The sequence below is a fragment of the Pectobacterium sp. HCp5_1 genome (assembly GCF_032905925.1).
Taxonomy (GTDB): domain Bacteria; phylum Pseudomonadota; class Gammaproteobacteria; order Enterobacterales; family Enterobacteriaceae; genus Pectobacterium; species Pectobacterium brasiliense_A.
The window spans coordinates 267,237-293,565 of record NZ_JAUMIO010000002.1 but is presented as its reverse complement, the minus strand read 5'-3'; the positions used below and the strand labels follow the sequence as shown (position 1 = coordinate 293,565).

19 protein-coding genes and 1 riboswitch are annotated in these 26,329 nt (G+C 55.2%); of the genes, 5 read left to right on the top strand and 14 right to left on the bottom strand.

Features of this window, described 5'->3' with window-relative positions; translation table 11 throughout:
* The first annotated feature begins 124 nt into the window (after nt 1-124).
* From Q3A88_RS02860 to psiE, 4 genes are all read left to right on the top strand, one after another.
* A complete protein-coding gene (locus tag Q3A88_RS02860; protein WP_317177385.1) occupies nt 125-1,078 on the top strand; it encodes a hypothetical protein in 954 nt (317 codons plus the stop codon).
* A 207-nt stretch (nt 1,079-1,285) separates the two neighbouring features.
* Nucleotides 1,286-1,382, top strand: a riboswitch (TPP riboswitch).
* A 37-nt stretch (nt 1,383-1,419) separates the two neighbouring features.
* On the top strand, nt 1,420-2,214 hold the full coding sequence (gene thiM / locus Q3A88_RS02855) for a hydroxyethylthiazole kinase (protein ID WP_317177375.1): 795 nt from the start codon (nt 1,420-1,422) through the stop codon (nt 2,212-2,214).
* The gene (gene thiD / locus Q3A88_RS02850) at nt 2,211-3,014 is read left to right on the top strand and encodes a bifunctional hydroxymethylpyrimidine kinase/phosphomethylpyrimidine kinase (RefSeq protein WP_110162100.1); all 804 of its coding nucleotides are present in this window, start codon (nt 2,211-2,213) and stop codon (nt 3,012-3,014) included. The genes thiM and thiD overlap by 4 nt, the downstream gene beginning before the upstream one ends.
* Nucleotides 3,015-3,222: 208 nt before the next feature.
* Nucleotides 3,223-3,630, top strand: a complete 408-nt coding sequence (gene psiE / locus Q3A88_RS02845) for a phosphate-starvation-inducible protein PsiE (protein WP_039486479.1) — start codon at nt 3,223-3,225, stop codon at nt 3,628-3,630.
* 28 nt (nt 3,631-3,658) lie between these two features.
* On the opposite strand, the gene yegS is transcribed toward psiE, so the two are convergent.
* From yegS to Q3A88_RS02785, 12 genes are all read right to left on the bottom strand, one after another.
* Nucleotides 3,659-4,573: a lipid kinase YegS gene (gene yegS / locus Q3A88_RS02840; protein ID WP_317177374.1), complete on the bottom strand. Its 915-nt coding sequence runs from the start codon at nt 4,571-4,573 to the stop codon at nt 3,659-3,661.
* A gap of 451 nt (nt 4,574-5,024) precedes the next feature.
* A complete protein-coding gene (gene yegQ / locus Q3A88_RS02835) occupies nt 5,025-6,386 on the bottom strand; it encodes a tRNA 5-hydroxyuridine modification protein YegQ (RefSeq protein WP_317177373.1) in 1,362 nt (453 codons plus the stop codon).
* Between the two features lie 212 nt (nt 6,387-6,598).
* Entirely contained in the window at nt 6,599-7,558 is a 960-nt protein-coding gene (locus Q3A88_RS02830; RefSeq protein ID WP_317177372.1) for a glutathione S-transferase family protein, read from the bottom strand.
* Nucleotides 7,559-7,729: 171 nt separating this feature from the next.
* On the bottom strand, nt 7,730-8,281 hold the full coding sequence (locus Q3A88_RS02825) for a GNAT family N-acetyltransferase (protein WP_039509495.1): 552 nt from the start codon (nt 8,279-8,281) through the stop codon (nt 7,730-7,732).
* A gap of 54 nt (nt 8,282-8,335) precedes the next feature.
* On the bottom strand, nt 8,336-8,989 hold the full coding sequence (locus tag Q3A88_RS02820; protein ID WP_205546810.1) for a Vat family streptogramin A O-acetyltransferase: 654 nt from the start codon (nt 8,987-8,989) through the stop codon (nt 8,336-8,338).
* 21 nt (nt 8,990-9,010) lie between these two features.
* Nucleotides 9,011-9,739, bottom strand: coding sequence for a two-component system response regulator BaeR (gene baeR / locus Q3A88_RS02815; protein ID WP_317177371.1), 729 nt, complete (start codon nt 9,737-9,739; stop codon nt 9,011-9,013).
* Between the two features lie 25 nt (nt 9,740-9,764).
* On the bottom strand, nt 9,765-11,132 hold the full coding sequence (baeS, locus tag Q3A88_RS02810; RefSeq protein ID WP_317177370.1) for a two-component system sensor histidine kinase BaeS: 1,368 nt from the start codon (nt 11,130-11,132) through the stop codon (nt 9,765-9,767).
* Nucleotides 11,133-11,139: 7 nt separating this feature from the next.
* Nucleotides 11,140-12,540, bottom strand: coding sequence for an MFS transporter (locus Q3A88_RS02805; protein WP_317177369.1), 1,401 nt, complete (start codon nt 12,538-12,540; stop codon nt 11,140-11,142).
* Nucleotides 12,541-13,240: 700 nt separating this feature from the next.
* On the bottom strand, nt 13,241-16,321 hold the full coding sequence (gene mdtC, locus Q3A88_RS02800) for a multidrug efflux RND transporter permease subunit MdtC (RefSeq protein WP_317177368.1): 3,081 nt from the start codon (nt 16,319-16,321) through the stop codon (nt 13,241-13,243).
* Nucleotides 16,318-19,440 carry an MdtB/MuxB family multidrug efflux RND transporter permease subunit gene (locus Q3A88_RS02795; RefSeq protein ID WP_317177367.1) on the bottom strand — a complete coding sequence of 1,041 codons (3,123 nt, stop codon included), beginning with the start codon at nt 19,438-19,440 and terminating at the stop codon, nt 16,318-16,320. The genes mdtC and Q3A88_RS02795 overlap by 4 nt, the downstream gene beginning before the upstream one ends.
* A complete protein-coding gene (locus tag Q3A88_RS02790) occupies nt 19,440-20,675 on the bottom strand; it encodes an MdtA/MuxA family multidrug efflux RND transporter periplasmic adaptor subunit (RefSeq protein ID WP_317177366.1) in 1,236 nt (411 codons plus the stop codon). Before Q3A88_RS02790 ends, Q3A88_RS02795 begins: the two co-directional genes overlap by 1 nt.
* A 245-nt stretch (nt 20,676-20,920) precedes the next feature.
* Nucleotides 20,921-22,111, bottom strand: coding sequence for a NupC/NupG family nucleoside CNT transporter (locus Q3A88_RS02785; protein ID WP_317177384.1), 1,191 nt, complete (start codon nt 22,109-22,111; stop codon nt 20,921-20,923).
* Nucleotides 22,112-22,373: 262 nt separating this feature from the next.
* On the opposite strand from Q3A88_RS02785, the gene Q3A88_RS02780 reads away from it, so the two are divergent.
* Nucleotides 22,374-23,339, top strand: a complete 966-nt coding sequence (locus tag Q3A88_RS02780; protein ID WP_317177383.1) for an aldo/keto reductase — start codon at nt 22,374-22,376, stop codon at nt 23,337-23,339.
* Between the two features lie 392 nt (nt 23,340-23,731).
* On the opposite strand, the gene Q3A88_RS02775 is transcribed toward Q3A88_RS02780, so the two are convergent.
* Both Q3A88_RS02775 and Q3A88_RS02770 read right to left on the bottom strand, forming a co-directional pair.
* On the bottom strand, nt 23,732-24,073 hold the full coding sequence (locus Q3A88_RS02775) for a glucose PTS transporter subunit EIIB (RefSeq protein ID WP_010301002.1): 342 nt from the start codon (nt 24,071-24,073) through the stop codon (nt 23,732-23,734).
* A 151-nt stretch (nt 24,074-24,224) separates the two neighbouring features.
* On the bottom strand, nt 24,225-26,285 hold the full coding sequence (locus tag Q3A88_RS02770) for a beta-galactosidase (RefSeq protein ID WP_317177365.1): 2,061 nt from the start codon (nt 26,283-26,285) through the stop codon (nt 24,225-24,227).
* Nucleotides 26,286-26,329: the final 44 nt, after the last annotated feature.

The window sequence follows — 26,329 nt, the reverse complement described above, 5'->3', positions numbered from 1 at the left end:
TGATGCCTTTCGCCAGTTCGGCAGCGAGTGCCTTAAGTTTCTTTTCGTCCATAATTTGCCTGTCTCCTCAGTTGGAGTGAACATATCAAAAACAGGCAATTACACAATTTTAATTACAGGCTCAATGGCACTTCGAAGAATCGCTTACGCATACTATGATCCTGACTGGATTAAAGGCGAACATACGCTCCTTGCTCTCAAAAGAAATACCGTTGAGCCCTTAGCTTACTCACTTCATATGAAAGGATATATTTTCTGTCCTTCTTGCTATGAACATATAACCCGAGTACCTGCTGATCCTGACAAGGGTATGACTAAGAACGAAGTTCTTGCCTATTACAAACATCTTAAAGATGACAATGCGCCTTTCTGTAGCTTGAGATGTGGACCTATTCAGTACAAACAATATTCATCTCAGGAAGATGCAAAAAAAGCGGTTGAAGACGAAGAGCTTATCGTCATAAGCGGTTTTCTTGAGTCTCGTCCAGACAACAACCCCAGAATGGATTCTGAAGGTGATGAAATACCTGTCGATTCGCATTTTGAGAGAAAAAATGGCAAAGAGGTTTCATTGCCCATTTCCCGCCATAATGGTGAATCTTTCAAGGTTCCCAGTCAGGTAACAAGTGTTCAGTCTCTATGCGTCAATTTCGATCACAATTATTACCGAGAGATTTACCTTATTGGTGAGGATGGTAGAGCTAAGCGTTATAGGTTGTGTGACTCGCTTAAGGAAATCAATGATATAACAGAGGGTTGCTCTGACCCAGCATTCTATTTTGGTAAGTTTTGGAAGATTGAACGGTTTTCAGGTCACAGCAATGTCTGGTTAAAGATCACCCAAGGATCATCATTTAAAGATTTCAGAATACGAATTACTAACGATACTGCTGATGGGAGAGGATTTTTCAATGAAAAAAACCTCGGTCGGATAGTTGTTTTTTACAGCCAGATCGATGAGGTTGGGATGGGATATATGACCCCTCAGCTAGGATGGGGGGAAGTGGCCCTATTACCTGCTAAATATGATGAATTTCTAATCAAAGATTACATGCTATCGCATCAAGGTGAGCAGTAGTTATCTGCTGTTCGTGAATAAATCGAACAAAATTATTAACCCTGTTTAAAAAGGTTTTTTATGCATGAAGCTGACCGATAAGTCAACTTTATGACGGAGCTGAACAAAGGGAAGAGATCATACAGCGTGAAGAAGCGATAGCCGGAAGGGCGAACTTGCATCAACAAGCTACTTCCCCTAATCTGGCAAAAATTAGAGATAAACGATTTAAATGACTCGGGGTGCCCTTCTTTGTGAAGGCTGAGAAATACCCGTACCACCTGATCTGGATAATGCCAGCGTAGGGAAGTCACGGTATGCCCCACCGGTTGCCGCCTTCTTCCACGCCGGTTGGGAGACTTATGAACACGCAACCCACCGACTTTTCTGCCGCTCAGGCAGCAACATCACTCACTCAATTCCGTTCTGCCTCGCCGCTGGTGCACTGTCTGACCAACGATGTGGTGCAATCTTTCACTGCTAATGTGCTGCTGGCGCTGAATGCGTCGCCTGCGATGGTGGTCGATCCCGAAGAAGCCGCGCAGTTCAGCGCGGTAGCCGATGCGCTGCTGATTAATGTCGGGACGCTGGAGCGTACGCGCGCTGAGGCGATGCGGGCGGCGGTAAACAGCGCGCATCAGGCGAATACACCGTGGGTGCTCGACCCGGTTGCCGTCGGTGGTTTGACCTTTCGTACTGAATTCTGTCGTGAACTGCTGGCGTGGAAACCCGCGGCGATTCGCGGCAATGCGTCTGAAATTATGGCGTTGGCGGGGTTATCCGCACAGGGGCGGGGCGTGGATAGCGCCGATGATTCTCTGGCGGCGCTCCCTGCTGCACGCGAACTGGCGCGGCAAGTGGGGACCATTGTTGCGGTGACCGGTGTGGTGGATTATGTCACGGACGGTGAACAAGACATCGCGGTATCCGGCGGCGATAGCATGATGACGCGCGTGGTCGGGACGGGCTGTGCGCTGTCGGCGGTCGTGGCGGGTTTCTGTGCTCTGGAGGGGGACCGATTATCCCACGTGGCGGCGGCGTGCTATGTCATGGCGTTAGCAGGGCAGCAGGCGACCTCGGTAGCGCAAGGAACGGGCAGTTTTATCCCCCATTTCCTCGATAGACTCTATACCCTGCGCGCGGAGGATCTGGCATGAAGCGTATCAATGCGTTGACGATTGCAGGCACCGATCCGAGCGGCGGTGCGGGTATTCAGGCGGATTTAAAAGCGTTTTCAGCCTTGGGCGCTTACGGCACCTCGGTCATTACCGCGCTGGTGGCGCAAAATACGCGCGGCGTGCAGTCCGTCTACCGGATTGAACCGGATTTTGTCGCAGCACAGCTGGATTCCGTGCTGAGCGATGTGCGTATCGACAGCGCCAAGATTGGGATGCTGGCACAGACCGATATTGTTGAAACCGTTGCCGAGCGCCTGCGTCGTTACGCGGTGCCTTTTGTGGTGCTGGACACCGTGATGCTGGCGAAAAGTGGTGATCCGTTACTTGCGCCGGAGGCGGTGGAATCGATCCGTCGTGAACTGCTACCGCTGGTGTCCCTGATTACGCCCAATCTGCCGGAAGCCGCCGCGCTGCTGAATACGTCACCTGCCGCTAACGAACGGGAAATGCGTGAGCAGGGGGAAGCGCTGCTGGCGATGGGCTGTCAGGTGGTGCTGATGAAAGGCGGTCACCTCAGCGAAGCGGAGAGCCCGGACTGGCTGTTCAGTCGACATGCTGAACCGCAGCGCTTTAGCTCTCCGCGCGTGAAGACACGCCATACGCACGGTACTGGCTGCACGCTGTCTGCCGCGCTGGCGGCGCTACGACCACGTCACGATAGCTGGGCGGAAACGGTCAAGGCAGCGAAGGACTATTTACAGCAGGCGCTACAGCAGGCCGACACGCTGGAGGTTGGGCACGGCATCGGCCCCGTTCATCACTTCCATCGCTGGTGGTAAATATTATATGCCCTCAATTCTTCACACTGCCGGCTTCCTGCCGCCTGAAATATGGCGGGTATAAGTAAATTGACTTGTACTTTGCGTGACACATTTGCCAGTAATTTCAAAGTAAATTAAGCGTCTTCGGCATAGACAGTGCGTGAACGTCCGGTTACTTTGCTGTGAAATCTTGGCGTTAATGTGAAATAGGGTGTGGGGATAACATATGGCAGGTTCTGCTCGCAGTGCGATGGCTGCCAAGGCGCTTCAGACGATACTCAATATCGGTCTGCTGGTGCTGGCGACTATTCTGGTGATTTTTTTAGTCAAGGAAACGTTTCATCTGGCGAAGGTGCTGTTGATCTCCAACGAGAAAGATTCCTCCTATCAACTGATAGAAGGCATTGTGATCTATTTCCTGTATTTTGAGTTCATTGCGCTGATCGTGAAGTATTTCCAGTCCGGCTATCACTTTCCGCTGCGTTACTTTATCTACATCGGCATTACGGCCATCATTCGCCTGATTATTGTCGATCACAAAAGCCCGTCGGATACGCTGGTCTATTCCGCGGCGATCCTGCTGCTGGTGGTGACTCTGTACCTGGCAAACAGTAATCGCCTGAAGCGGGAATAGTAGAAACAGGAATAGTCAAAATGCGCCGCTATTCCAGCAGCGAGCATTGCGGTGGCAGCCGACAGTGAATCGCTGCTGGAAGTACCTCGATATGGAAGCGTTTGGCGCTGAGCGGCTCGCCGTCCAGATTAAACGTCATATCGTCTGGGGCGGTGATCTCCAGCCACGGCAGGGTAGCGGAAATCATGTTCTGGTTTTCGCTACCGGTGAACCAGGCCTGCAACATATTCGGCAGCAGCTCGGTTGCCGACAGTACGCTTAATTCCAGTAGCCCATCGTTGATTAGCGCCTCTGGGCAAAGTTCCTGTCCGCCGCCAGCCTGACGACCGTTCCCCACCGCGATAACCAGCGTATCGCCTTCCCAGTGAAAATCTGGCCCGTGAATCTCACAGCGTTCGGATTGCAGCATGTCCATGCGAAAGAGCGCGTGCAGCACGTAAGACGCACTCCCCAGCGCCGCCTTCATTTTGGCCGGTGTTTCGGTGGTAATGCGCGTGGCGAAACCGCCCGTCGCCATGTTGATGAAATAGTGTTCGTCGTTCACTTTGGCGACATCGATGGCGGTAGCGCGGCCTTTGATCGCCAGCGTTAGCGCGTTGTGCATCTCCATCGGAATTTGACAACTGGTAGCGAAATCGTTGGCGGTACCCAGCGGCACAATTCCCAGACACGGACGTCCCAGACACGGACGCCCCGCTTCCGACTGCACCGCTAAGGCGGCGGCGACTTCATTAACGGTACCGTCACCACCGGCGGCGATCACGTTATCCGCGTTGAGCTGAATCGCCTCTTCTACATAGCGTTTGGCATCGCCGTATTCCCAGGTCACGCGGACATGCAGCGTATAGCCGTCCTTGCGTAGCTCATCAATGGCTTCGCGAAGTTCTTCATTACCCGCACTTTTTCCATTTAAAATCAGCAGTGTGATTGGATTTTTTTCCATGTCTTATTTCTCTGGCTGCGATGTTGTTAATACAGAAACGTTGCAGTTAATCATAGACACTAAATTGGTAGGCAGATATCAGAAGAGTCGGTGAATATACCCGTCATACTTCAAGTTGCATGTGCGGTGGGAAAATGCGTGGGCGGAAGAAAAAGAAAAGCCAGCTCAAGGGAGATTGAGCTGGCCAAGGAGGTGGTTCCTAGTAGTATCACTACGCTTATTTTTCGTTCTATGTTTTCTCAGCGACGCAATACTAACCACAAGACCGGCTAATTGATGTGATCTGTTTCTAATATTCGTAAAAAACCCTGAGCTTTGTAACGATACCTTCGGGCAACTGACGCCGTTATTCGCGGCAGGGAAAAGTGATAATAGGGGGGCATATCATAAGGAAAGAAGGGCTTACGAAGGGGATAGCCGGATGGTTGGGACATCCGGCTAGATTACCGGTTTATTCCACGTTAGGATTGCGCGTGGTGGTGCCCGGCAGATTGCGCAGCAGTAACGCATAATCCAGCGAGACATCGTCCGGCACGGGCAGATAGACGATATGGCCGTTACCCGGTGCGACATCGGTCGGCTGCCCTTTGGCATTCTGCATAGCGTCGATAGTGAATTGAATATTGCCGTTCGGCGTCATCATCTCCACGCTGTCGCCGCAGGAAAATTTGTTCTTCACATTGACTTCTGCCAGCCCATCGCGGCGTACGCCGGTGAATTCACCGACAAACTGCTGACGATCGGAAATGGAATAGCCGTAGTCGTAGTTCTGGTAATCTTCATGCACGTGGCGACGCAGGAAGCCTTCGGTATAACCACGGTGTGCCAGACCTTCCAGCGTTTCCAGCAGCGTTGAATCGAACGGTTTCCCTGCGACAGCATCGTCAATGGCGCGGCGATAAACCTGTGCGGTACGAGCGCAATAATAGAATGACTTGGTGCGGCCTTCGATTTTCAGCGAATGAACCTGCATTTGCGTCAGGCGTTCAACGTGCTGAATGGCACGCAGATCGCGGGAGTTCATGATGTAGGTGCCGTGCTCGTCTTCAAATGCGCTCATGTACTCGCCGGGACGCATGTTTTCTTCCAGCATAAAGACTTTGTCGGTCGGTTCTCCGATGCCCAGAGCGGGTTCAACGTTTTTCACCGCGATAGGTTCGTGCTGATGGACGATATTCCCGACCTCGTCCTCTTTACCTTCCTGAACCTTATATTCCCAGCGGCAGGCGTTGGTGCAGGTGCCCTGATTCGGATCGCGTTTGTTGATGTAGCCGGACAGCAGGCAGCGACCGGAATACGCCATGCACAGCGCGCCGTGAACGAAAATCTCCAGTTCCATATCCGGGACGTTCTGGCGGATTTCTGCAATCTCTTCCAGCGACAGTTCGCGGGACAGAATCACACGCGTCAGCCCCATTTGCTGCCAGAATTTCACCGTCGCCCAGTTGACCGCGTTGGCCTGAACGGAAAGGTGAATATCCATCTGTGGGAAGTTTTCCCGCACCAGCATAATCAGGCCCGGATCGGACATGATCAGCGCATCAGGCCCCATTTCGATCACGGGTTGCAGATCGCGCAGGAAGGTTTTCAGTTTGGCATTGTGCGGCGCAATGTTAACGACGACGTAGAATTTCTTGCCCAGTTCATGCGCTTCGTTAATGGCTTGCGCCAGCGTCTGATGGTTGAATTCGTTATTGCGCACGCGCAGGCTGTAGCGGGGTTGACCGGCATAAATCGCGTCCGCGCCATAGGCAAAGGCGTAGCGCATATTTTTCAGCGTACCGGCCGGAGAAAGCAGTTCCGGTTTAAACATGGTATCTCTCGATTCTGATCACAAGTCAGGCTGCTCCACGGCGGGAACAGTAAAGGCGGAGGATTCTAGCGCTAATAGGGGGAAATTGCAGTAGACGACACACGAAACGTAGGCCTATTGTTTGACGTAAATCAATTGTTTGACGTAAATCAATTTTTTGACCTAAATAAAGAACGGCCTGCCATTAATAGAGCAGGCCGGATAAAGCAGGATTAACGCGTCGCGATACGGGATTTTCCGAACGTTTCGCGGTTGTGGAGCTGATATAAATCGACCTGTGGGCCAACTGGCACAATCTGCGTCGGGTTCAGCCAGGCAATACCGTAATAGCCTGCTTTGATGTGGTTGATATTGACCGTCTCCGCAACGCCCGGCCACTGGTACAGTTCGCGCAGGTAGTTCGACAGGTTCGGGTAGTCGGCAATGCGCTTCAGGTTACATTTGAACGCGCCGTGGTAGGCCACGTCAAAACGCACCAGCGTGACAAACAGACGCCAGTCGGCTTCGGTCAGCGTGTCGCCGAGCATATAACGGTGGCTGCCAAGATGCTCGTCCAGTTCGTCCAACGTGGCGAAGAGCGTGGTGACGGCATCGTTATAGTGTTCCTGCGTTTTGGCGAACCCGGTCTTATACACGCCGTTGTTGACGTTGTGGTACACGGTTTCGTTCCAGCGGTCGATCTCAGCGCGCAGTTCCGACGGGTAGAAATCGAGGTGGTTGCCAGTCAGATCGTTAAATTCGCTGTTCAGCATGCGGATGATATCCGCCGATTCGTTGTTCACGATGCGGCCTTCCACCCGATCCCACAGCACAGGCACCGACACCTTTCCGGTATAGTCGGGCACGCTGGCGGTGTAGAGCTGGTGCAGGTAGTTAATCTCACCCACGTGCCCGCCGGCATCCTGCGGGGTAGCAAATTCCCAGCCGTTATCCGCGATGCGCGGGTTGGCAACGGAGAGCGAAATGATGTTCTCCAGCCCTTTCAGTTTGCGGAAAATCAGCGTGCGCGACGCCCACGGGCAGAGATAGGAGACAAAAAGCTGGTAACGACCGGCTTCTGGTACCAGCTCGGTTTGCCGAAATTTGGTTTCTTCACGGTGGAATGCCCCGTTTTTGATCTCTTCCGCCGCGACATCGCCGTTAACCCATTTGCCATTCACTAAGCCTGACATCGTTTTTCCCCTCATCTGTTCTGTTGCAGGTGACCCAAGTCCCGCACACCGTGCGGGGTGATACCCGTTATTATTGTAGGCTTAAAAGAGTAACAGCCTTGGGAAAAGAGAAAATGACAAAATTTTCATTAAGTCAGACAGTATTTTTGACCAGACTGGGAAGGGGGGTGGCTAACGTTTAGCCGCCAGCAGGCCGTATAGCGCAGAGTCGGACACCTCGCCGTCGACGATCCAACGCTGTTTCAATAGCCCTTCCTGCGTGAATCCCAGTCGTTCCAGCGAGCGGGCTGACGCCACATTGCGGGGATCGATTTCGGCTTCCAGTCGGCTGAGTCCCGCTGTTTCAAAGGCAAAATCCCGCAGCGCAGAGAGTGCTTCCGCCATATAGCCTTTGCCTTGCGCGCTCGCCGCCAGACAGTAGCCGATTTCGGCGCGTTTAGACTCAATCTCAAGGTTGAACAGCACGCAGGTGCCGATCAGTTCGCCGCTTTCTTTAACTTCCAGACCCAGCTTCATGTGTTGCCCGGCGCACAGCGCGCTCCAGTATTCGTCAATCGCGTCGTGCGCCTGCTCGATGTGTTGCCAGGGCGGATGGTTCCAGAAGCGCATCACAACCGGATCGGACATAAAGGCGAACAGCGCTGGCGCATCATCACGATAAAGCGGGCGCAGCAGCAGGCGAGGAGTCTCGATTTTGGTGGTTTCGGAAAATAGCGCAGTCATTATCGTGAAAGCCTCTTTTTCGTGTGGAATGAATTCGTATGGAATGGAAGACGGTTATTCGGACAGATGGCCAGCTTGCAGTGCCGCAATATCACCTGCTGCGATGATTTCCAGATGACGCGTGATTTTTTCTATCGGCCAGTCCCACCAACACAGCGTTTCCAGTGCCTCGATGACGTCCGGCGCAAAACGGGCTTTAAGGATTTTGGCCGGATTGCCGCCAACGACCGTATAAGCGGGCACATCGGCGGTGACCACGGCGCGTGACGCAATGATGGCGCCATTTCCAATGCGGATGCCGGGCATGATCAGCGCGTCATAGCCAATCCAGACATCATTGCCGATGAGCGTGTCGCCTTTGTATGGTAGATCGCCGGGCTTGGGTGTCACTTTCTCCCAGCCGTTGCCAAAAATCTGGAATGGGTAAGTCGACAGGCCGGAAAGTCGATGATTGGCTCCGTTCATGATAAATTTAGCGCCACGTGCGATAGCGCAAAATTTACCGATGATTAATTTATCGCCGAGAAACGGATAGTGATAGAGCACGTTTTTCTCGAAATTTTCTGCGCCATCAGGATCGTCATAATAGGTGTAGTCGCCAATTTCAATATTCGGGTTGGTGACAATATTCTTGATGAAACACACTTGGGGGAAACCGGCCATGGGGTAGCGGTTATCAGGGTCTGGTCCGTTCAAAATGGTCTCCATAACATCATAAGGCGCTGGGTGTTACACCTCATTACAGGGCGCGGCTTCCCAGCGATAGCCGATGCCGTATACCGTGCGGATAAATGAGGTCTCTTCGTCCAACTGTTCCAGCTTGCGACGCAGATTTTTGATGTGGCTATCGATGGTGCGGTCGGTCACGACGCGGTAATCGTCGTAGAGCTTATCCAGCAGCGCCTCGCGGGAAAACACCTTACCCGGCTCGGCGGAAAGCGTCTTGAGCAGGCGAAACTCTGCTGGTGTGAGATCGAGATTCTGCCCCAGATAGCTGGCCTGAAAGCCGCTTTTATCAATCAACAGGGCCGTTTCGGTTTTCTCTGCGGCTTTCAGTCCGTCATTCTGCCAGCCGCAGCGGCGCAACAGCGTTCTGACGCGCACGACCACTTCGCGCGGGCTGAAGGGCTTACAAATATAGTCATCGGCACCAATTTCCAGCCCCAGCAGGCGATCGATCTCTTCGCTGCGTGCGGTGACCATGATAATTGGCACGTTGGAAAATTGGCGGATGGTGCGGCAGAGCGTCAGGCCGTCGCAGCCCGGCAGCATTAAATCCAGCAAAATGAGGGAAGGGGAATGCTGCCGCACCCACTCGACGACATCATTGCCGTTGGGCAGCCAGTGCGTGGCATAGTCCGCTGCCTGAAGGTAATCCACCAGCAGTTGCCCCAATTTGGGCTCGTCTTCGACGATGAGAATCGGTGACGCCATAGCGAAATCGGGTACGGTTGTCATAGCTCTGCTTATTTAGATGTGAATCTTAATCAGGTTCGTGCAAGGGAAGCTCGATGGTAATCATCACACCCCCTAATGGCGAATGTTCAGCATACAGACGTCCGCTATGTGCCTCAACGATATTATTGCAGATTGCCAGCCCCAGCCCGGAGCCGCCGCTGGCGCGGTTACGCGAACTTTCCGCACGGTAAAAACGTTCGAAAATCATCGTGAGCTGCTCGTCGGTCACGCCGGGGGCGCTGTCCTGCCAGATAATCGCCCAGCGTTTATGCTGCTGAATAACCGCAATGGTCAACTGACCCTGCTCATCAGTGTAGCGCAGGCTGTTTTCCAGCAAATTGTTAAACAGCTGACTGAGCCGGTCTGGATCGCCAAAGACGCTCGCCTGCGCGGGTAAATCGGTGGTGAGCGTAATCTGCTTTTTCTGGAAACGTTCATGAAACGCGGCGATAGCAATATGCAGAATTTGCACCACGTCTACAGACGCCTTGCGGTAGGCCAGCGCCCCACGATCGGACAGGGTGAGTTGATGCAGGTCGTCCACCAGTTTGGTGAGCGTTGTGACCTCAGACTGGAGCGAATGCAGAGAATGCGAATCGGGCTTGCGCACGCCATCCTGCAAGGCTTCCAGCTCGCCACGCAGCACCGCCAGCGGCGTGCGCAATTCGTGAGAGACGTCAGCCATAAACGCGCGGCGAGACTGCTCATTTTTTTCCAACGTGATGGCAAGCTGATTGAAATCCTGTCCCAGCCTGCCCAGTTCATCGTGCGAGCTGGCGGTTACACGGGTGCTGAAATCGCCCGAGGCCAAACTGTGCATGCCGCTGACTAGCCGTTTGACGGGCGCGAGCAGGCCACGCGCGGTCAGCCAGGTGGCGATGGCGGCGAGTAGCGTCGAGAGCGCGACAATCAGCCAACTGGTGCGCTGCTGCTGCCTGTCGAAGCTGATGTCGGCGTTGCGGGTCAGGCGCTCGACGGGCGACGCAACAACCCAGCCGACCGTCTGGTTTTGTACCTGAATCGGCTGCCAGGTGCCTTCATTGGGGATCGGTGCCGGAGAGCCGAACAGCTTGCGTTTACTGGTATCCAGCACCCACAGGCGCACCCGCAGCCCCTGCATACTGTTGTCGGTGTCGCTGTTCTGATCCAGCGAGTGCAGCATCTTGAACACCAGACGCTCATCGTTGCGCAGGAATGACCAGTCGCCGTGCAGCTGATATTGCTCCGCCAGCGCATCGCGTAGCTGCATGACCCGCTGCTCGTTGCCGCGTTTAATGTAGTCGATAAAGCCGCGCTCGAAGCTGGCGCGCACGCCCCAGTGCATAGTAATCAGCACCAGCATGCAGGTGGCGAAAATCGCGAGGAACAGTTTGGCGGTGATTCCGAATTTCATGACGACCTCACGATTTACGCGGCAGCGTTGACTGCTTGACGCTGTCCGCCGGGACGCGGTTAAAAATCAACACAGGCAGGGCGATAATGACGATCATGCTGAGATAGGTATAAATAAACACCATGTGCGTTTCTCCGCTTCCCGCCGCCATGTGCGGCTGGGAAAACATGCCCAGCAGAATGCCTGCGATGCTGACGCCGAGGCTGGTGGACAGCTGCATGGTCATCGACAGCAGGCTATTCCCGCCGCTGGCGAGCGTATCCGGCAGATCCTTCAGGGTTAGCGTGTTCATGGTGGAGAAGCGAACGGCGTTCACCGTGCCGAGGAAGAACAGCACAATCGGGATCATCCAGATCCATTTCATCAGCGCGACCAGAGCGAACAGCGCCGTGACCAGCGCCAGCAGCAGCGTGGAGATAATCAGCACGCGGCGGTAGCCGAGTCGGTTAACGACCTGCACCACGATCCGCTTCATACCCATGCTGCCTAACACCATCGGCACCATCATCAGCCCGGCGTGGAACGGAGAAAAGCCCATTCCCAACTGTAAAAACAGTGGAGTCATAAACGGTAACATACCGCTGCCGATGCGCGCCAATAGCCCACCGCTCAGGCCGATAGAGAAGGTCGGCGTGTCGAACAGATGCAGATTAAACAGCGCCCGCTTGTTGTGACGGGCGTGCAGCCAATAGCTTAATAGCGCGATCAGCCCTGCGGCGATTAACGCAAAAATGGCAAGCGGCGGAATGCCCAGACTGCGGTTGCCGTCCAGCGCCAATGTCAGCGTGGCCATACCGACGGCAAGCCAGAGGAAGCCGCTGATGTCAAAGCGCTGCGTCCGCATGGTGTAATTGGGCATCAGGAACCAGGTGGCTAGCGCGCCGATAAGGCCAACGGGCAGGTTGATGAGGAAGATCCAGTGCCAACTGGCGTATTCCACCAGAAAGCCGCCGAGTGCCGGTCCCATTAGTGGGCCAATTTGGCCGGGCAGCGTCACGAAGGTCATCGCCGCCATATACTGATCGCGCGGGACGATTTTCATCACCGTCAGCCGGCCGACCGGCACCATCATCGCACCGCCGATCCCCTGAATAACGCGCGAGGCCAGCAGCTCATTCAGCGTTTCCGACCTGGCGCACAGCAGCGATCCGAGCGTAAACAGCAGAATCGCGGTGAAAAAGATGTTCTTCACACCGATACGATCCGCCAGCCACCCGCTGGCAGGCAGCATCACCGCGACGGTCAGCACATAGGAAACAATCACCGAATGCATATGCAGCGGGCTTTCATTCAGACTCGCAGCCATTGACGGCAGCGCGGTATTCACGATGGTGGTATCCAGCGTCTGCATAAAGAAGCCAAAGGCAACAATCCAGAGCTGCCAGCGGACAGAGGCGGAATTCATCATGTTTCAGATTCCCCCTGATTAAGTGATAAATGGATAGCTGGTGAATACATATGCCGACACCCGATTGTGTAACTTGTTCTTTTGGCGAGGTTTCGTGCGCTTAACATTTGTTTTTCTCTGCATGTTTTCCGTATGCGCACGACACAGGGGCGCTCAGTCGCCGCCGCCCTGTGAACCCAGGCTGTTTGGCGGGAAATGATGCCGCTTCGCGATTCCTTCGTCGTCAATGCTCTCTTATTCGGACCGCCGCTGACGCGTTCCCGACGCGGCAGCGACTTTCGCGGCGTCCTGCCGCTCATCCGAGAGATCATCTCCTCCTCAGCATCATTTACGCCAAGGTGGGAGTTCGTTGCGAGCTGTATATTCCTTTTCTGTCACTTCTTGCGCTTAACATTTTCCTCGGCGTAAAAAATTGTACTGAGGCGTAAGCTGGCTCACGGGTGAGTGGCATGGACGCCACGAAAGACAGTGCCGCGCCTGGAGCGCGTCACTGGCGGCCCGTAAAGAGACTGCTTTCGGCGAAGGCACCGCGTAGCGGTACAATTTATCGCCACAAGCCAGGGTTCCAAGGGCGACGGCAATTGAGCCGCCCTTGGTCGGGCGCGTTCGGGGCGCTACCAGAAAAACAGCGAACGTTAAGCGCACGAAATATCCCCATAAATAGCATATTAATTAGATAGCTAACGCTAATCCTATTCCGTCACGGCAGTGACAAATCCTTCTCCGGGGCTTTGCGCCGAATATTCCTCAGTTTGTCGAAAAACAGATACACCACCGGGGTGGTATACAGCGTGAGGATTTGGCTCATCACCAGCCCGCCGACAATCGTGATGCCGAGCGGCTGCCGTAGCTCCGCACCGTCGCCGCTGGTCAGCACCAGCGGCAGTGCGCCAAACAGCGCGGCTAACGTGGTCATCATTATCGGGCGGAAACGCAGCAGGCAGGCCTGAAAAATGGCGTCCTGCGCGCTCAACCCACCGCTGCGCTGTGCCACCAGCGCGAAATCCACCATCATGATCGCGTTCTTCTTCACGATCCCAATCAACAGCATGATGCCAATCAGCGCCACCAGACTAAACGGCGCACCGAACCACTCCAGCGCCAGTAGTGCGCCCACGCCCGCGGAGGGGAGGGTGGACAGAATCGTCAGCGGATGCACGTAGCTCTCATACAGCACGCCGAGCACGATATACACGGTAATAATCGCCGCCAGAATCAGTAACAACTGGGAAGACTGCGACTGCTGGAACGCCTGTGCGGTACCGGAGAACTGGCCGCGTACCGCTGACGGCACGCCCAGCGACGTCATGGTCCTTTCTATTGCCGCCGTCGCGCTGGACAGATCGGTGCCTTCCGGCAGGTTAAAAGAGATCGTCGAGGCGGCGGACAGTCCCTGATGGTTCACCGACAGCGGCGCGTTGATCGGCTTCCAACTGGCGAAGTAAGAGAGCGGAATAGGCTTACCTTCGTTATTGATCACGAACATTTTATCCAGTGAACTGACGTCCTGCGTGTAAGCGTCGTCTACTTCCATCACCACCTTATATTGGTTTAGCGGCTGGTAAATGGTCGAAATCTGACGCTGTCCGAAGGCGTTATTGAGCAGCGCGTTAGTGGCAGAGACGCTGATGCCGAGCTGCGCCATCGCATCGCGATCGTAGGTGAGCGCCATTTCCGCCCCTTTATCCTGCTGATCGGAGTTGACGTCTGCCAGTTCAGGCAGTTTGCTGAAGGCCGCACGAATCTTGGGTTCCCAGACGCGCAGCTCGCTCAAATCGTCAGACAGCAGCGTGTACTGATACCCGGCGTTCGCTTCCCGTCCGCCGATGCGAATATCCTGCACCGGCATTAAAAACAGGTTGGCCCCGGGCTCTTTTGCCAGCTTGACGCGCAGGCGGCTGATCACCTGTTGTGCCGACACATCGCGCTCGGACAGCGGCTTAAGCGAAATAAACATCGACCCGCTGTTGGTGCGCGATCCGCCGGTAAACCCGTTCACGTTATCCACCGCTGGGTCGCTGCTGACAATGGTCATGAAGTTCTGGAGTTTCACCGTCATGGCCTGAAAAGAAATGCTCTGGTCGGCCTGAATGAAGCCCATCAGCCGGCCCGTATCCTGCTCCGGGAAGAAGGTTTTCGGAATGCTGATATACAGCCAGACGTTGAGCGCGATGGTGCCCAGCAGGAGCAGTAACACCCAGCGTGCATGGTTGAGCACCCATTTCAGAGAGCGTCCGTAGCCTTGTTGCATCGCCAACAGGACACGGTTAACACCGCGCTTGCGCGGCTGGCTGCGTTTGGGCACGGCACGCAGCAGTCGTGCACACAGCATCGGCGTGAGCGTGAGCGAGATCAGCAGCGAAATCATGATCGCCGCTGACAGCGTGACGGCGAATTCACGGAATAGCCGCCCCGGCAAGCCGTCCATCAGCAGGAGTGGGATGAACACGGCAACCAGCGACAGACTCATGGACAAGACGGTGAACCCCACTTCGCGTACGCCCTGCAACGATGCCTGTAGCGGCTTCATGCCTGCTTCGATGTGGCGAGAAATATTCTCCAGCACCACGATAGCATCATCCACCACGAAGCCGGTGGCAATGGTCAGCGCCATCAGCGACAGGTTGTTCAGGCTAAAGCCGCACAGGTACATCGCCGCAAAGGTGCCGATCAGCGATACCGGGACGGCCAATGCCGGAATAGCGGTTGCGCGGCCGGAACGCAGGAACAGGAAGACGACCAGAATAACCAGCGCGACGGCGATAATCAGCGATTGCTCGACTTCTGCCAGCGACGCGCGAATAGTGGGCGAACGATCCTGCGCGACATCCAGCTGTATTTCGGCTGGCAGGCTGGCACGCAGTTCCGGCATCGCGGCGCGGATATTGTCTACCGTGGTAATAATGTTGGCATCCGGCGCGCGGCGAATCATCACCAGAATCGCCGGTTTCGAGTTTGCCATCCCCGCGTTACGGGCGTTCTGCACCGAATCTTCTACTGTGGCGACGTCACTCAGGCGGACGGCAGCGCCGTTGTTGTAATGGATAATCAGCGGCGCATAGGCATCGGCGGTTTTGAGTTCATCGTTAGTTTGTATCTGCCAGCTTTTCTGGCTGTTTTCCACATTCCCCAGCGGCTGACGCACGTTTGCCTGTGCAATGGCCTGCCGTACCTCATCAAGGGAAATGCCCTGATTAAACAGCGCCACCGGATTCAGCGCGACGCGCACGGCGGGGAGCGAGCTCCCGCCGATGGAGACATCGCCGACGCCTTCCATCTGAGAAATTTTCTGCGAGAGCTGGGTAGACGCAAAGTCGTACAGCTGCCCCTGACTGTAGGTATCCGAGGTCAGCGTCAGAATCATGACGGGGGCGTCGGACGGATTGACTTTACGGTAGGTCGGGCGGCTGGACATGCCGGATGGCAACAGATTCTGTGCGGCGTTAATGGCCGCCTGTACATCACGCGCCGCGCCGTTGATATCGCGATCGAGGTTAAACACCAGAATGACGCGCGTGCTGCCGAGCGAGCTGGTGGAGGTCATTTCGTTAACGCCTGCGATCCTGCCGAGTGCGCGTTCCAGTGGGGTGGCGACGGCAGACGCCATGGTTTCCGGCGAGGCACCGGGCAGCGAGGCGCTGACCGAGATCACCGGGAAATCCACCTGCGGCAGCGGCGACACCGGCAACAGGCGGAAACCCAGTACGCCACAGAGCGCGATGGCCAGCGTCAGCAGCAGGGTGGCGACAGGGCGGTGGATGAACAGGGCGAAGAACTTCACTCGGTTTCTTCCTCCTGACGCGGCACACGGCGGAAACGCGTCGCCAGACGGTCAAACAGCAGGTAGATCACCGGTGTAGTAAACAGCGTCAGGATTTGGCTCATGATCAGGCCGCCGACCATACAGATCCCCAGCGGCTGGCGCAGTTCCGCGCCGACGCCGGTACTCAGCATCAGCGGCAGCGCACTGAGTAGCGCCGCCATGGTGGTCATCAGAATCGGCCGGAAACGCAGCAGACAGGCCTGATAAATCGCGTCGTAAGGTTTCATGCCCTGTTCTCGCTCCGCCGCCAGCGCGAAGTCGATCATCATGATGGCGTTCTTCTTCACGATCCCGATGAGCAAAATGATCCCGATAATGGCGATCACATCCAGTTCATTCCCCGCCATCATCAGCGCCAGCAGCGCGCCGACGCCCGCTGTTGGCAGGGTGGACAAGATAGTGATCGGGTGAATAAAACTTTCGTACAGCACGCCGAGCACAATGTACATCGCGACAATCGCCGCCACGATAAGCCATACGGTGCTGCTCAGCGCCGACTGGAACGCCAGCGTACTGCCCTGAAAACGGGTAGTGATATCCGCAGGCAGGTTCATCTGCTGTTCGGCCTGCGTGATGGCATCCACCGCTTCACCCAGCGCATAGCCTTTAGCGACGTTGAAAGAGATCGTCGTCGACGGGAACTGGTCGATATGGTTGATCGCCAGCGGTCCCTGACGCTCTTCAATGGTCGCAATGCTGCTGAGCGGAATGGTGCCGCCATCGCTGCTGATGAGGCGCACATCATTCAGCGCGTCCAGACCGGTGTTGTTCGTCGTATCGTGCTCCAGCACCACGCGATACTGGCTGGCCTGCGTATAGATGGTGGAAACCAGTCGCTGACCAAAGGCGTTGTACAGTGCGCTGTCGACCTGTGACATTGTGATGCCCAAACGGCTGGCGCTGTCGCGGTTCACGTTGACGTAGGCGACTGCGGCGCCGTCTTGCCAGTCGCTGCTGACATCCTCTAGCTGGGGCTGTTTTTTCAGTTCGGTCATCAGTTTTGGCACCCAGGCGCTGAGTTCATCCAGCGACATCGCCTGTAGCGTAAACTGATACTGCGTGCGGCTGATTTGGGTGTCGATGGTGAGATCCTGCACCGGTTGCAGATACAGCTGGATGCCGGGAATTTGTGCCGTTTGCTGTTGCAGGCGGCTGATGATCTCTGGAATACGTTCGCTGCGCTCACTGAGCGGTTTCAGGTTGATTTGCAGTCGGCCGCTGTTTAGCGCAGCATTCGTGCCGTCAACGCCGATGAACGAGGACACGCTCTCCACCGCCGGATCTTTCATGATGATGGATGCAACGCGCTGCTGGCGGTCGGCCATATTGCTGAACGAGACCGTCTGTGGCGCCTGCACGGTGCCCTGAATAATGCCGTTATCCTGTATCGGGAAGAAGCCTTTCGGGATCCAGATATAGAGCAGAACCGTCAGCAGCAGCGTACCGAGCGCAACGCTAAGCGTCAGCCACGGATGGTTCAGTACCTTGCGCAGCGAGACGCCGTAGGCATCAATCAGGCGAGTGAAGAAACGTTCGCTGGCACGAGTAAAACGGTTCTGTTTACGCAGCGACTGATGGCTCAGCATTCGCGCGCACATCATGGGGGTGAGCGTGAGCGACACGACGGCGGAAATCAGGATAGACACCGCCAGCGTGACGGCAAATTCGCGGAACAGGCGTCCAACGATATCGCCCATAAACAGCAGCGGGATCAGCACGGCGATGAGCGAGAAGGTCAGGGAAATAATGGTGAAGCCGATTTCCCCTGCGCCTTTCAGCGCCGCGTTAAGCGGCTTTTCCCCTTTTTCGATATAGCGGGCGATGTTTTCAATCACCACGATGGCATCATCCACCACGAAACCGGTGGCGATGGTCAGCGCCATGAGCGTCAGGTTGTTGATGGAGAAGCCGAGGAAATACATGGCGGCAAAGGTGCCAATCAGCGACAGCGGCACGGCGATGCTGGGGATCAGCGTGGCGACGGCGTTACGCAAGAACAGGTAAATCACCATCACGACCAGCGCGATAGCTAACAGCAGCTCGAACTGGACGTCTTTCACCGAGGCACGAATGCTGGTAGTGCGGTCGGTCAGCGTGGTGACCTCTACGGAGTTAGGCAGGCTGGCTTTCAACGCGGGCAGCATCTTACTAATGCTGTCCGTGGTTGTGATGACGTTGGCACCCGGCTGGCGCTGAACGTTGATAATGATCGCCTGCTGCCGATTCGCCCAGGCACCGAGATGAATGTTCTCGGCCGCCTGTTCAATCGTCGCAACATCCTGAAGCCGTATCGGCGCGCCATTTTTCCACGCAACAATCAGCTTGCGGTAATCATCAACGGATTTCATCTGATCGTTGGCGGAGAGCGTGACCGAGCGCGTCGGGCCGTCCAGACTCCCCTTGGCGGAATTCACGTTGGCAGCGGTAATCGCGGTGCGGATCGTTTCGCTGGTCAAGCCGTACGCTGCCAGTGCTGGCGCGTTCAGCCTTACCCGGACCGCCGGACGTTGCCCACCGGCTAACGACACCAGCCCGACGCCCGCCACCTGTGAGATTTTCTGCGCGATGCGGTTGTCCACCATGTCCTGAACTTGTGTCATCGACATGGCGCTGGAGGTGACGGCCAGCGTCATAATCGGCGGATCCGCCGGATTCACTTTGCTGTAGGTTGGTGGGTAGGGCAGATCGTTAGGCAGCAGGTTGCTGGCCGCATTGATGGCGGCCTGCACATCCTGTTCAGCGACGTCCAGCGATAGCTCAAGCTGGAATTGCAGCGTGATGACGGATGCGCCGCCTGCGCTCTGCGTCGACATCTGTTTCAGCCCGGACATCTGGCCGAACTGTCGCTCCAGGGGCGCGGTAATCGCGGAGGTCACCACGTCGGGGCTGGCACCGGGATAGAGGGTAATAACCTGTATTGTCGGGTAATCGACTTCGGGCAGAGCGGAAACGGGCAGCGCCCGATAGCCGATGATACCGGCCAGCAAAATAGCGATCATCAGCAGCGTCGTGGCGACCGGACGCAGAATAAACAGGCGCGACGGCCCACCGCCGCTGGCTGGAACGGTACCCTGCATCAGGATTTCTCCCCAGCGATGGCAGGCGTTTTCTCCGTCAGCGCTGAGGGCACGACTTCCACTTTCGCGCCTTCGGTCAGGCGGTCGATACCGTCAGTTACGACCTTCACATCGGCGTCCAGTCCTGCCGTCACCACAACCAACTGACCGTACTGAATACTGGTGGTGACCTGACGTTTACTGACTTCGTTTTTATCATTCAGAATCCAGACGAAGCGGCCTTCGTTGCCCATTTGCACGGCGGCAGAAGGGGCGACGATGGCGTTTTTCAGCGTATCGACCTTCATGCGGATATTGACGAACTGGTTCGGGAAGAGGGCATCGTCCAGATTATCAAAACGGGCCTTGAGCTTGATCGTGCCCGTGGTGGCGTCGATCTGGTTGTCCATGCTCAGCAGGATGCCCTGCGAGAGTTTCGTTTGATTGGCGCGATCCCAGGCTTCCACCACGGGCGGCTGACCGGACTTCTGCGCACTCAGAATCGTGGAGATTTCCGCTTCTGGTACGGTAAAGACGACATCGATAGGGTAGGTCTGTGTAATCACGACAATACCGTTGGTGTCGCCGCTGGTGATGTAATTCCCCACATCGACCTGCTTTAAACCGATCCGACCGCCGATCGGGGCGGTGATTTTGCTGTAATCCAACTGGAGTTGTGCGCTGGCTACCGCACCTTCATCGGCTTTTAGCGTCCCTTCCGCCTGACGTACAGCGGCGGTCTGTGAATCTAACTCCTGACGGGAGATCAGGTTGGTTTTCACCAACTGCTGATAGCGCGCTAAATCTTGTCGGGCATTAGCCAGTGCGGCCTGATCCTTTGCCAACTGACCCTGTGCCTGCGTCAACTCAACCTGAAAAGGACGAGGATCGATTTCTGCCAGTAAGTCGCCAGCCTTAACCTGTTGCCCTTCCTGAAAGTGCAACGCCATCAACTGACCGTTCACCCGACTGCGCAGCGTTACGGTATTGGCTGCCGTCACGGTGCCTAAACCGGACAGATAATAGGGCACGGAAGCGGATTGCGTCAGCGCTGCCTGCACGGGGGCCAGCGTGCGCATAGCGGCACGGCGTCCGCCGCCGCCGCTGTTGCTTCCCGAATGTGACGTACGGGCGGCGTGCTGCTCACCCGCACCGGAGGTGGCAGGCGACGTCTGGGTAAAATGGCGCCAGATCAGCACGGCAATAGCGATAACGGCGGCAAGTACCAGCAGGCCTCGGATACGTTTGGCATTCATAGTGATGGATCACTCTCTCCAGGTTGCGCGGGAAGCACGGCGTAGCCGCATAGTTCACGCTGCATGTGCGTTGGCTGTCATACCCAGCACGTTAGTAGACCAATGGCCTTATTTTACTAGTTTAAACAAGGGATGCCGGACAAAAATGAAGGAATTATGGAAGATATGTCAGGGTTTGTAGGAAAAAAAATCCGGCAGCACAAGGCCGCCGGATAGCAATGAAAATTTTATAACGCGATGAAGGATTACAGCACCAGACCCGCGATAGCAGCGGAAAGGATGCTCACCAGCGTAGAACCGTAAACCAGCTTCAGGCCGAAACGGGAAACCACGTTGCCCTGTTGTTCGTTCAAGCCTTTAATCGCGCCGGCAATAATCCCGATGGACGAGAAGTTGGCGAAGGACACTAGGAACACAGACAGGATGCCCACGCTGCGTGGAGACAGTTCGCCCGCCACTTTTTGCAGTTCCAGCATCGCGACAAATTCGTTAGAAACCAGTTTGGTTGCCATGATGCTACCAACCTGAAGGGCTTCGTGAGACGGAATACCCATGATCCAGGCGAACGGATAGAACACGTAGCCGAGGACGTCCTGGAAGCTGATGCCAAAAATGGCGCTGAAAACGGCGTTGACCGCGGCAATCAATGCAATGAAGCCGATCAGCATCGCTGCAACGATAACGGCAACTTTGAAGCCTGCCAGGATGTATTCACCCAGCATTTCAAAGAAGCTCTGATTTTCATGCAGAGTACCCAACTGCAATTCCTGCTCTTCACCGACTTTGTAAGGGTTAATCAACGACAGCACGATGAAGGTGCTGAACATGTTCAGAATCAGCGCGGCAACCACGAATTTGGCATCCAGCATCGACATGTACGCACCGACGATAGACATCGAAACGGTCGACATGGCGGTCGCGGACATGGTGTACATGCGTTTTTCGGACATCTTGCCCAGAATGTCTTTGTAGGCAATGAAGTTTTCGGACTGGCCGAGAATCAGGGAACTGACTGCGTTAAAGGATTCCAGTTTACCCATGCCGTTCACTTTGGACAGGACTGTACCAATCGCGCGGATGATGATCGGCAGCACTTTAATGTGTTGCAGGATACCGATCAGCGCGGAAATGAAGACGATAGGGCAGAGCACTTTAAAGAAGAAGGAAATCAGGTTCTTCTCACTGTTAACCATGTCACCGAATACGAAGTCCGTCCCTTGACCTGCAAATCCGAGTAATTTTTCGAAGACTGCGGCGAACCCTTTGACTGCGCCTAAACCAACGTTTGAGTACAGGAAGAAGTACGCGAGCAGAATTTCGATGACGAGTAACTGAATAATGAAACGGATACGAATGCTTTTACGATCGCGGCAGACGAGTAGCGCCAGCGCCGCAACAACAACCAGCGCCAGAATAAATTGCGCGATATGGGACAGGGACATGTGTGCTCCAAATATGAGGCAGGCCTAATTTTCCACGTCATTTTATGTAACGCGTGCATTAAAAATGAGAGGAAGAACGCAAAAAAACAATTATACCTTGGGATTTTATCTAAACTAAATGCTACGTCTCGTTATCTGCGTCTTTCTGTTCATTCATTATTCTTATTCCACACAGAAAGTGGCGCTGCCGTGTTTTGCGTTGCAGGTTGGCGAAGTTTTTATGATGTTTTCTGCATGATTCAAAAGGAGAGTGATGATGTCAGTATCAAATACCACACGTGAGCTTGGACGTTCAGGAATCGTGGTGCCGCCGTTCTCGTTCGGCGGTAATGTCTTTGGCTGGACGGTCGATCAGTCGACATCGTTCAGCCTGCTGGATGCGCTGCTGGCGCACGGGCTGAATTTCATCGATACCGCTGATGTTTATTCGCGTTGGGCTCCCGGTAATCAGGGCGGTGAATCTGAAACCATCATCGGCAATTGGCTGAAAAAAAGCGGTCAGCGTGACAAGGTCATTCTTGCCACCAAAGTGGGGATGGATTTGGGCGATGGCAAGAAAGGGCTGTCTCCTCGCTATATTCGTCAGGCGGTCGAGGCTTCATTACAGCGTTTGCAAACTGACTATATCGATCTTTATCAGGCCCATGCAGACGATAAAGACACGCCGCTGGAAGAAACGCTGGTTACGTTTGATGCGCTGATTAAAGAGGGTAAAGTCCGCGCGATTGGGGCGTCTAACTACAGCGCAGCGCGTCTGGCTGAGGCGCTGAAAGTCAGTAAAGCTAACCATCTGGCGCGGTATGAAACGCTGCAACCGGAGTACAATTTGTACGATCGACAGGGCTATGAAGCTGCGCTGGAACCGCTGGTGCGTGAGCAGAGGATTGGGGTCATTAGCTACTATTCGCTGGCTAGCGGGTTTCTGTCGGGCAAGTATCGCCAGCCAAAAGACGCGTCGAAAAGTGCCCGCGGACAGGGCGTGGTGGAAAAATACCTGAACGAGCGCGGCCGTACCATTTTGGAAGCATTGGATAGCGTGGCGAATGCGCATCAGACGACGCCGTCGCAGGTTGCGCTGGCCTGGTTGATCGCCCGTCCGAGTATCACCGCCCCGATTGCCAGTGCAACATCGCTGGAGCAGGTTGCTGAACTCGCAGGCGCGACGCGGCTGGTACTGCCGGCTGAAGATATTGAGTTGCTGGATCGTGCGAGTCGTTATTAGGACGCGGTTTGCTTCGGCACACTTTTATATTTATGCGGACGTGAAGATGGTTTCGTGCGCGATAATGTCGTGACTTATGATGACCTTGTTGTTATCCGGCGTAAAAAATTATGCATCGGTAGGCTTGACCGCCGAGTGAGCGGCATGGACGCCGCGAAAGCCAGTGCCGCGTCGGGAACGCGTCACTGGCGGCTCGATTAGCGGGCATGAATACCGATGGGATCGCGTAGCGGCATAATTTCCGCCAAAAGCCTAGGGGTCACGGGGCGAGCGGCGTTTGAGCCGCCCCGTGTCGGGCGCGTGCTACGAGGTAGCATGAAAATGACGGTATTATTGCGCACGAAACTGCCCCAATAGTGACATAAAAATGCGACCAAGCAGGTCTAAAACCGCTACCGAGCTTCTGCACCATCATCCTCAAACCAGGCGGCTAGCTCTCGGCGCAGGTTATCCGACTGGGTGCCGAAGATAGCCTGTACCTGATGGCCGACAATAATCACGCCGATAGCGCCCAGTTTTTGCAGGCTGTCGCTGTTGACCAGCCGCAGGCTGTGAACCTCGACCCGCAGGCGGGTGATGCAAGCATCCAGACTGACGATATTTTCTTTGCCGCCAAAGGCGGTGACCAACTGCTGCAAATTTTCTTTGTCTAGCGGTGAAGCGATTTCAATTTCGGTAATTTGCTTACCCAACATTGATGCGAACAATTTCCGAAAATTGTGAATCTTGCCCATCGTAGTCACCTCGTCGTTTGTTTATCAGCGTGCGTAGGATAATGCCGTTCACGTAACATTACTGTTAGGCGACACACGGTGATGATGTTCCGTAGAAACTTCTGCACCGTGCTCGCCCGGTATCGTAAGGCTTAATCAATAAGCATGAGCCTTACTGCAATGCGCGGCGTAGGATCCGGCAGCCGTAGCCTGACAGGTCGAGCGCCCCTGAAAGCGTGCTGCCCGTAGTCATTTCTTCGTAGACGGCAGGCAGCGTGATCTGCTGCGGCGTTGCCGTGTAATTCTGTACGAAGATAAACTCACTTTCCCCGTCATCACGGCGATGAGCGACAATGCCGTAAGGCAGGTCGGTCGGCAGCGCACGCGGTAGATCCAGCGTCTGTATCAGCGTGGTGAAGAAATCACGCTGGAAGGCAAGATCGTTGCGCGACGCGATGTAATAGGCTTGACCCTTGCCGTAATCATTGACCGTAACGGCCGGACGTCCAGCATAGAAATCGCTGTCATAGGTTGCCAGCGCCCGCGCGCCTTCGAGATGAATCAGCTCGCACAGGTGGGTGACCTGATACGGGCCGACCAGACGTTGCTCGTTACCGTCCAGACCGCTGATGCTGTTGCTTTCATGATCGTACAGCCCGTCGATTTCTTCCGCCCAGATCCCCATGATCGGGCGCAGCGGACCGGGGAAGCCGTTTTGGTGACACAGATCGGTTTCGTTGACGACGCCAGACCAGTAGGTGGTGACGAAGCGGCCGCCCTGTTTGACGAAGGCATCGACGCGTTCGGCAAAGCCATCACGCACCATGTAGAGCATCGGGGCGATGACGAGCTGATAGCCGCTGAGGTCGACATCGGCGTTGATGATATCTACCGCTACGCCCTGTTCCCAGAACGTACGATAATGCTCAGTGACGGTTTTTTCGTAGAACAGCCCCGCGTTGCGCGGCCCTTGGGCGTTGTCCATCGCCCAGCGGCTTTCCCAGTCGAAAATGATGGCGACGTTGGCGTCAACCCGACTGCCTGCCACCGGTGCGAGTTTGTTGAGTATGTCACCTAATTCCTGCACTTCACGCCCGACGCGGGTGTCGATATGTCCGACATGATCGACGACGGCACCGTGGAATTTCTCAACGGAGCCGCGGCTCTTACGCCACTGGAAGTACTGCACGGAGTCTGACCCGTGCGCGACAGCCTGAAGTGAAGACAGGATATGCATTCCCGGCTTTTTCAGTTTGCTGATCGGCTGCCAGTTGGTCAGGCTCGGCGTTGACTCCATCAGGTAGAAGGGCTTCCCACCTTTTAGCGTACGCATCAGGTCGTGATACATCGCGGTGTAGGCACCCAGCGTGCAGTCATCTTCTGCGTTATGCCACAGCGGGTAGCTGTCCCAGGAGATAAAGTCGATGACCTTCGCTAACTGCCAGTAGTCGTAATCATAGAAGTATTCCATGAAGTTCGTCGTGGTTGGCAGAGACGGGTTTTCAGCTTTTAGCGGCGCAATTTCGGCGGCACAGAAATCGCTAACCTGTGAGGTGTTAAAGCGTTTCCAGTCCAGATTCAGGCCGTGAATCGACATTTCACCGATGGGTGACGGGGGCTCTAACTGCGACCAGTCGGTGTAGGTGTGGCTCCAGAAGGTGCTCCACCACGCTTTATTCAGCGCGTCTATCGTGCCGTAGCGGGCTTTCAGCCAGTTCTGGAAGGTGCTGCGGCAGGTATCGCAATGGCACTCTCCACCGTATTCGTTGGAAATATGCCAGCCGATCACCGCAGGATGGTGCGAGTAGCGTTTTGCCAACTGGGTATTCATTTGTTTTACTTTTTCGCGATAGTTCGGCGAGCTCAGGCAGTGGTTATGGCGACCGCCATGCAACGCCCGCACGCGGTTGCTACCCACGCGCAACACGTCTGGGTATTTCTGCGATAGCCAGGCTGGGCGTGCGCCGCTCGGTGTTGCCAGAAAAACGAAGATACCGTTGGCATACAGCGTGTCGAGGATGCTGTCCAGCCAGCCAAATTCGTAGCGACCTTCTTCCGGCTCAAGCCCGGACCAGCTGAAAATGCCCACGGACATGACGTTGCACTGGGTTTGCTTCATCATCTCAATGTCTTTTTCCAGCACCTCTGGATCGTCCAGCCATTGGTCAGGGTTATAGTCTGCGCCGTGCAGCAGAACAGGCACCTTGCTGCTTAATGGGGGGAATTTGAACATCGTTCTCTCCTAAACGGGTTGTCAACGTGTTGAATACGGTTTGC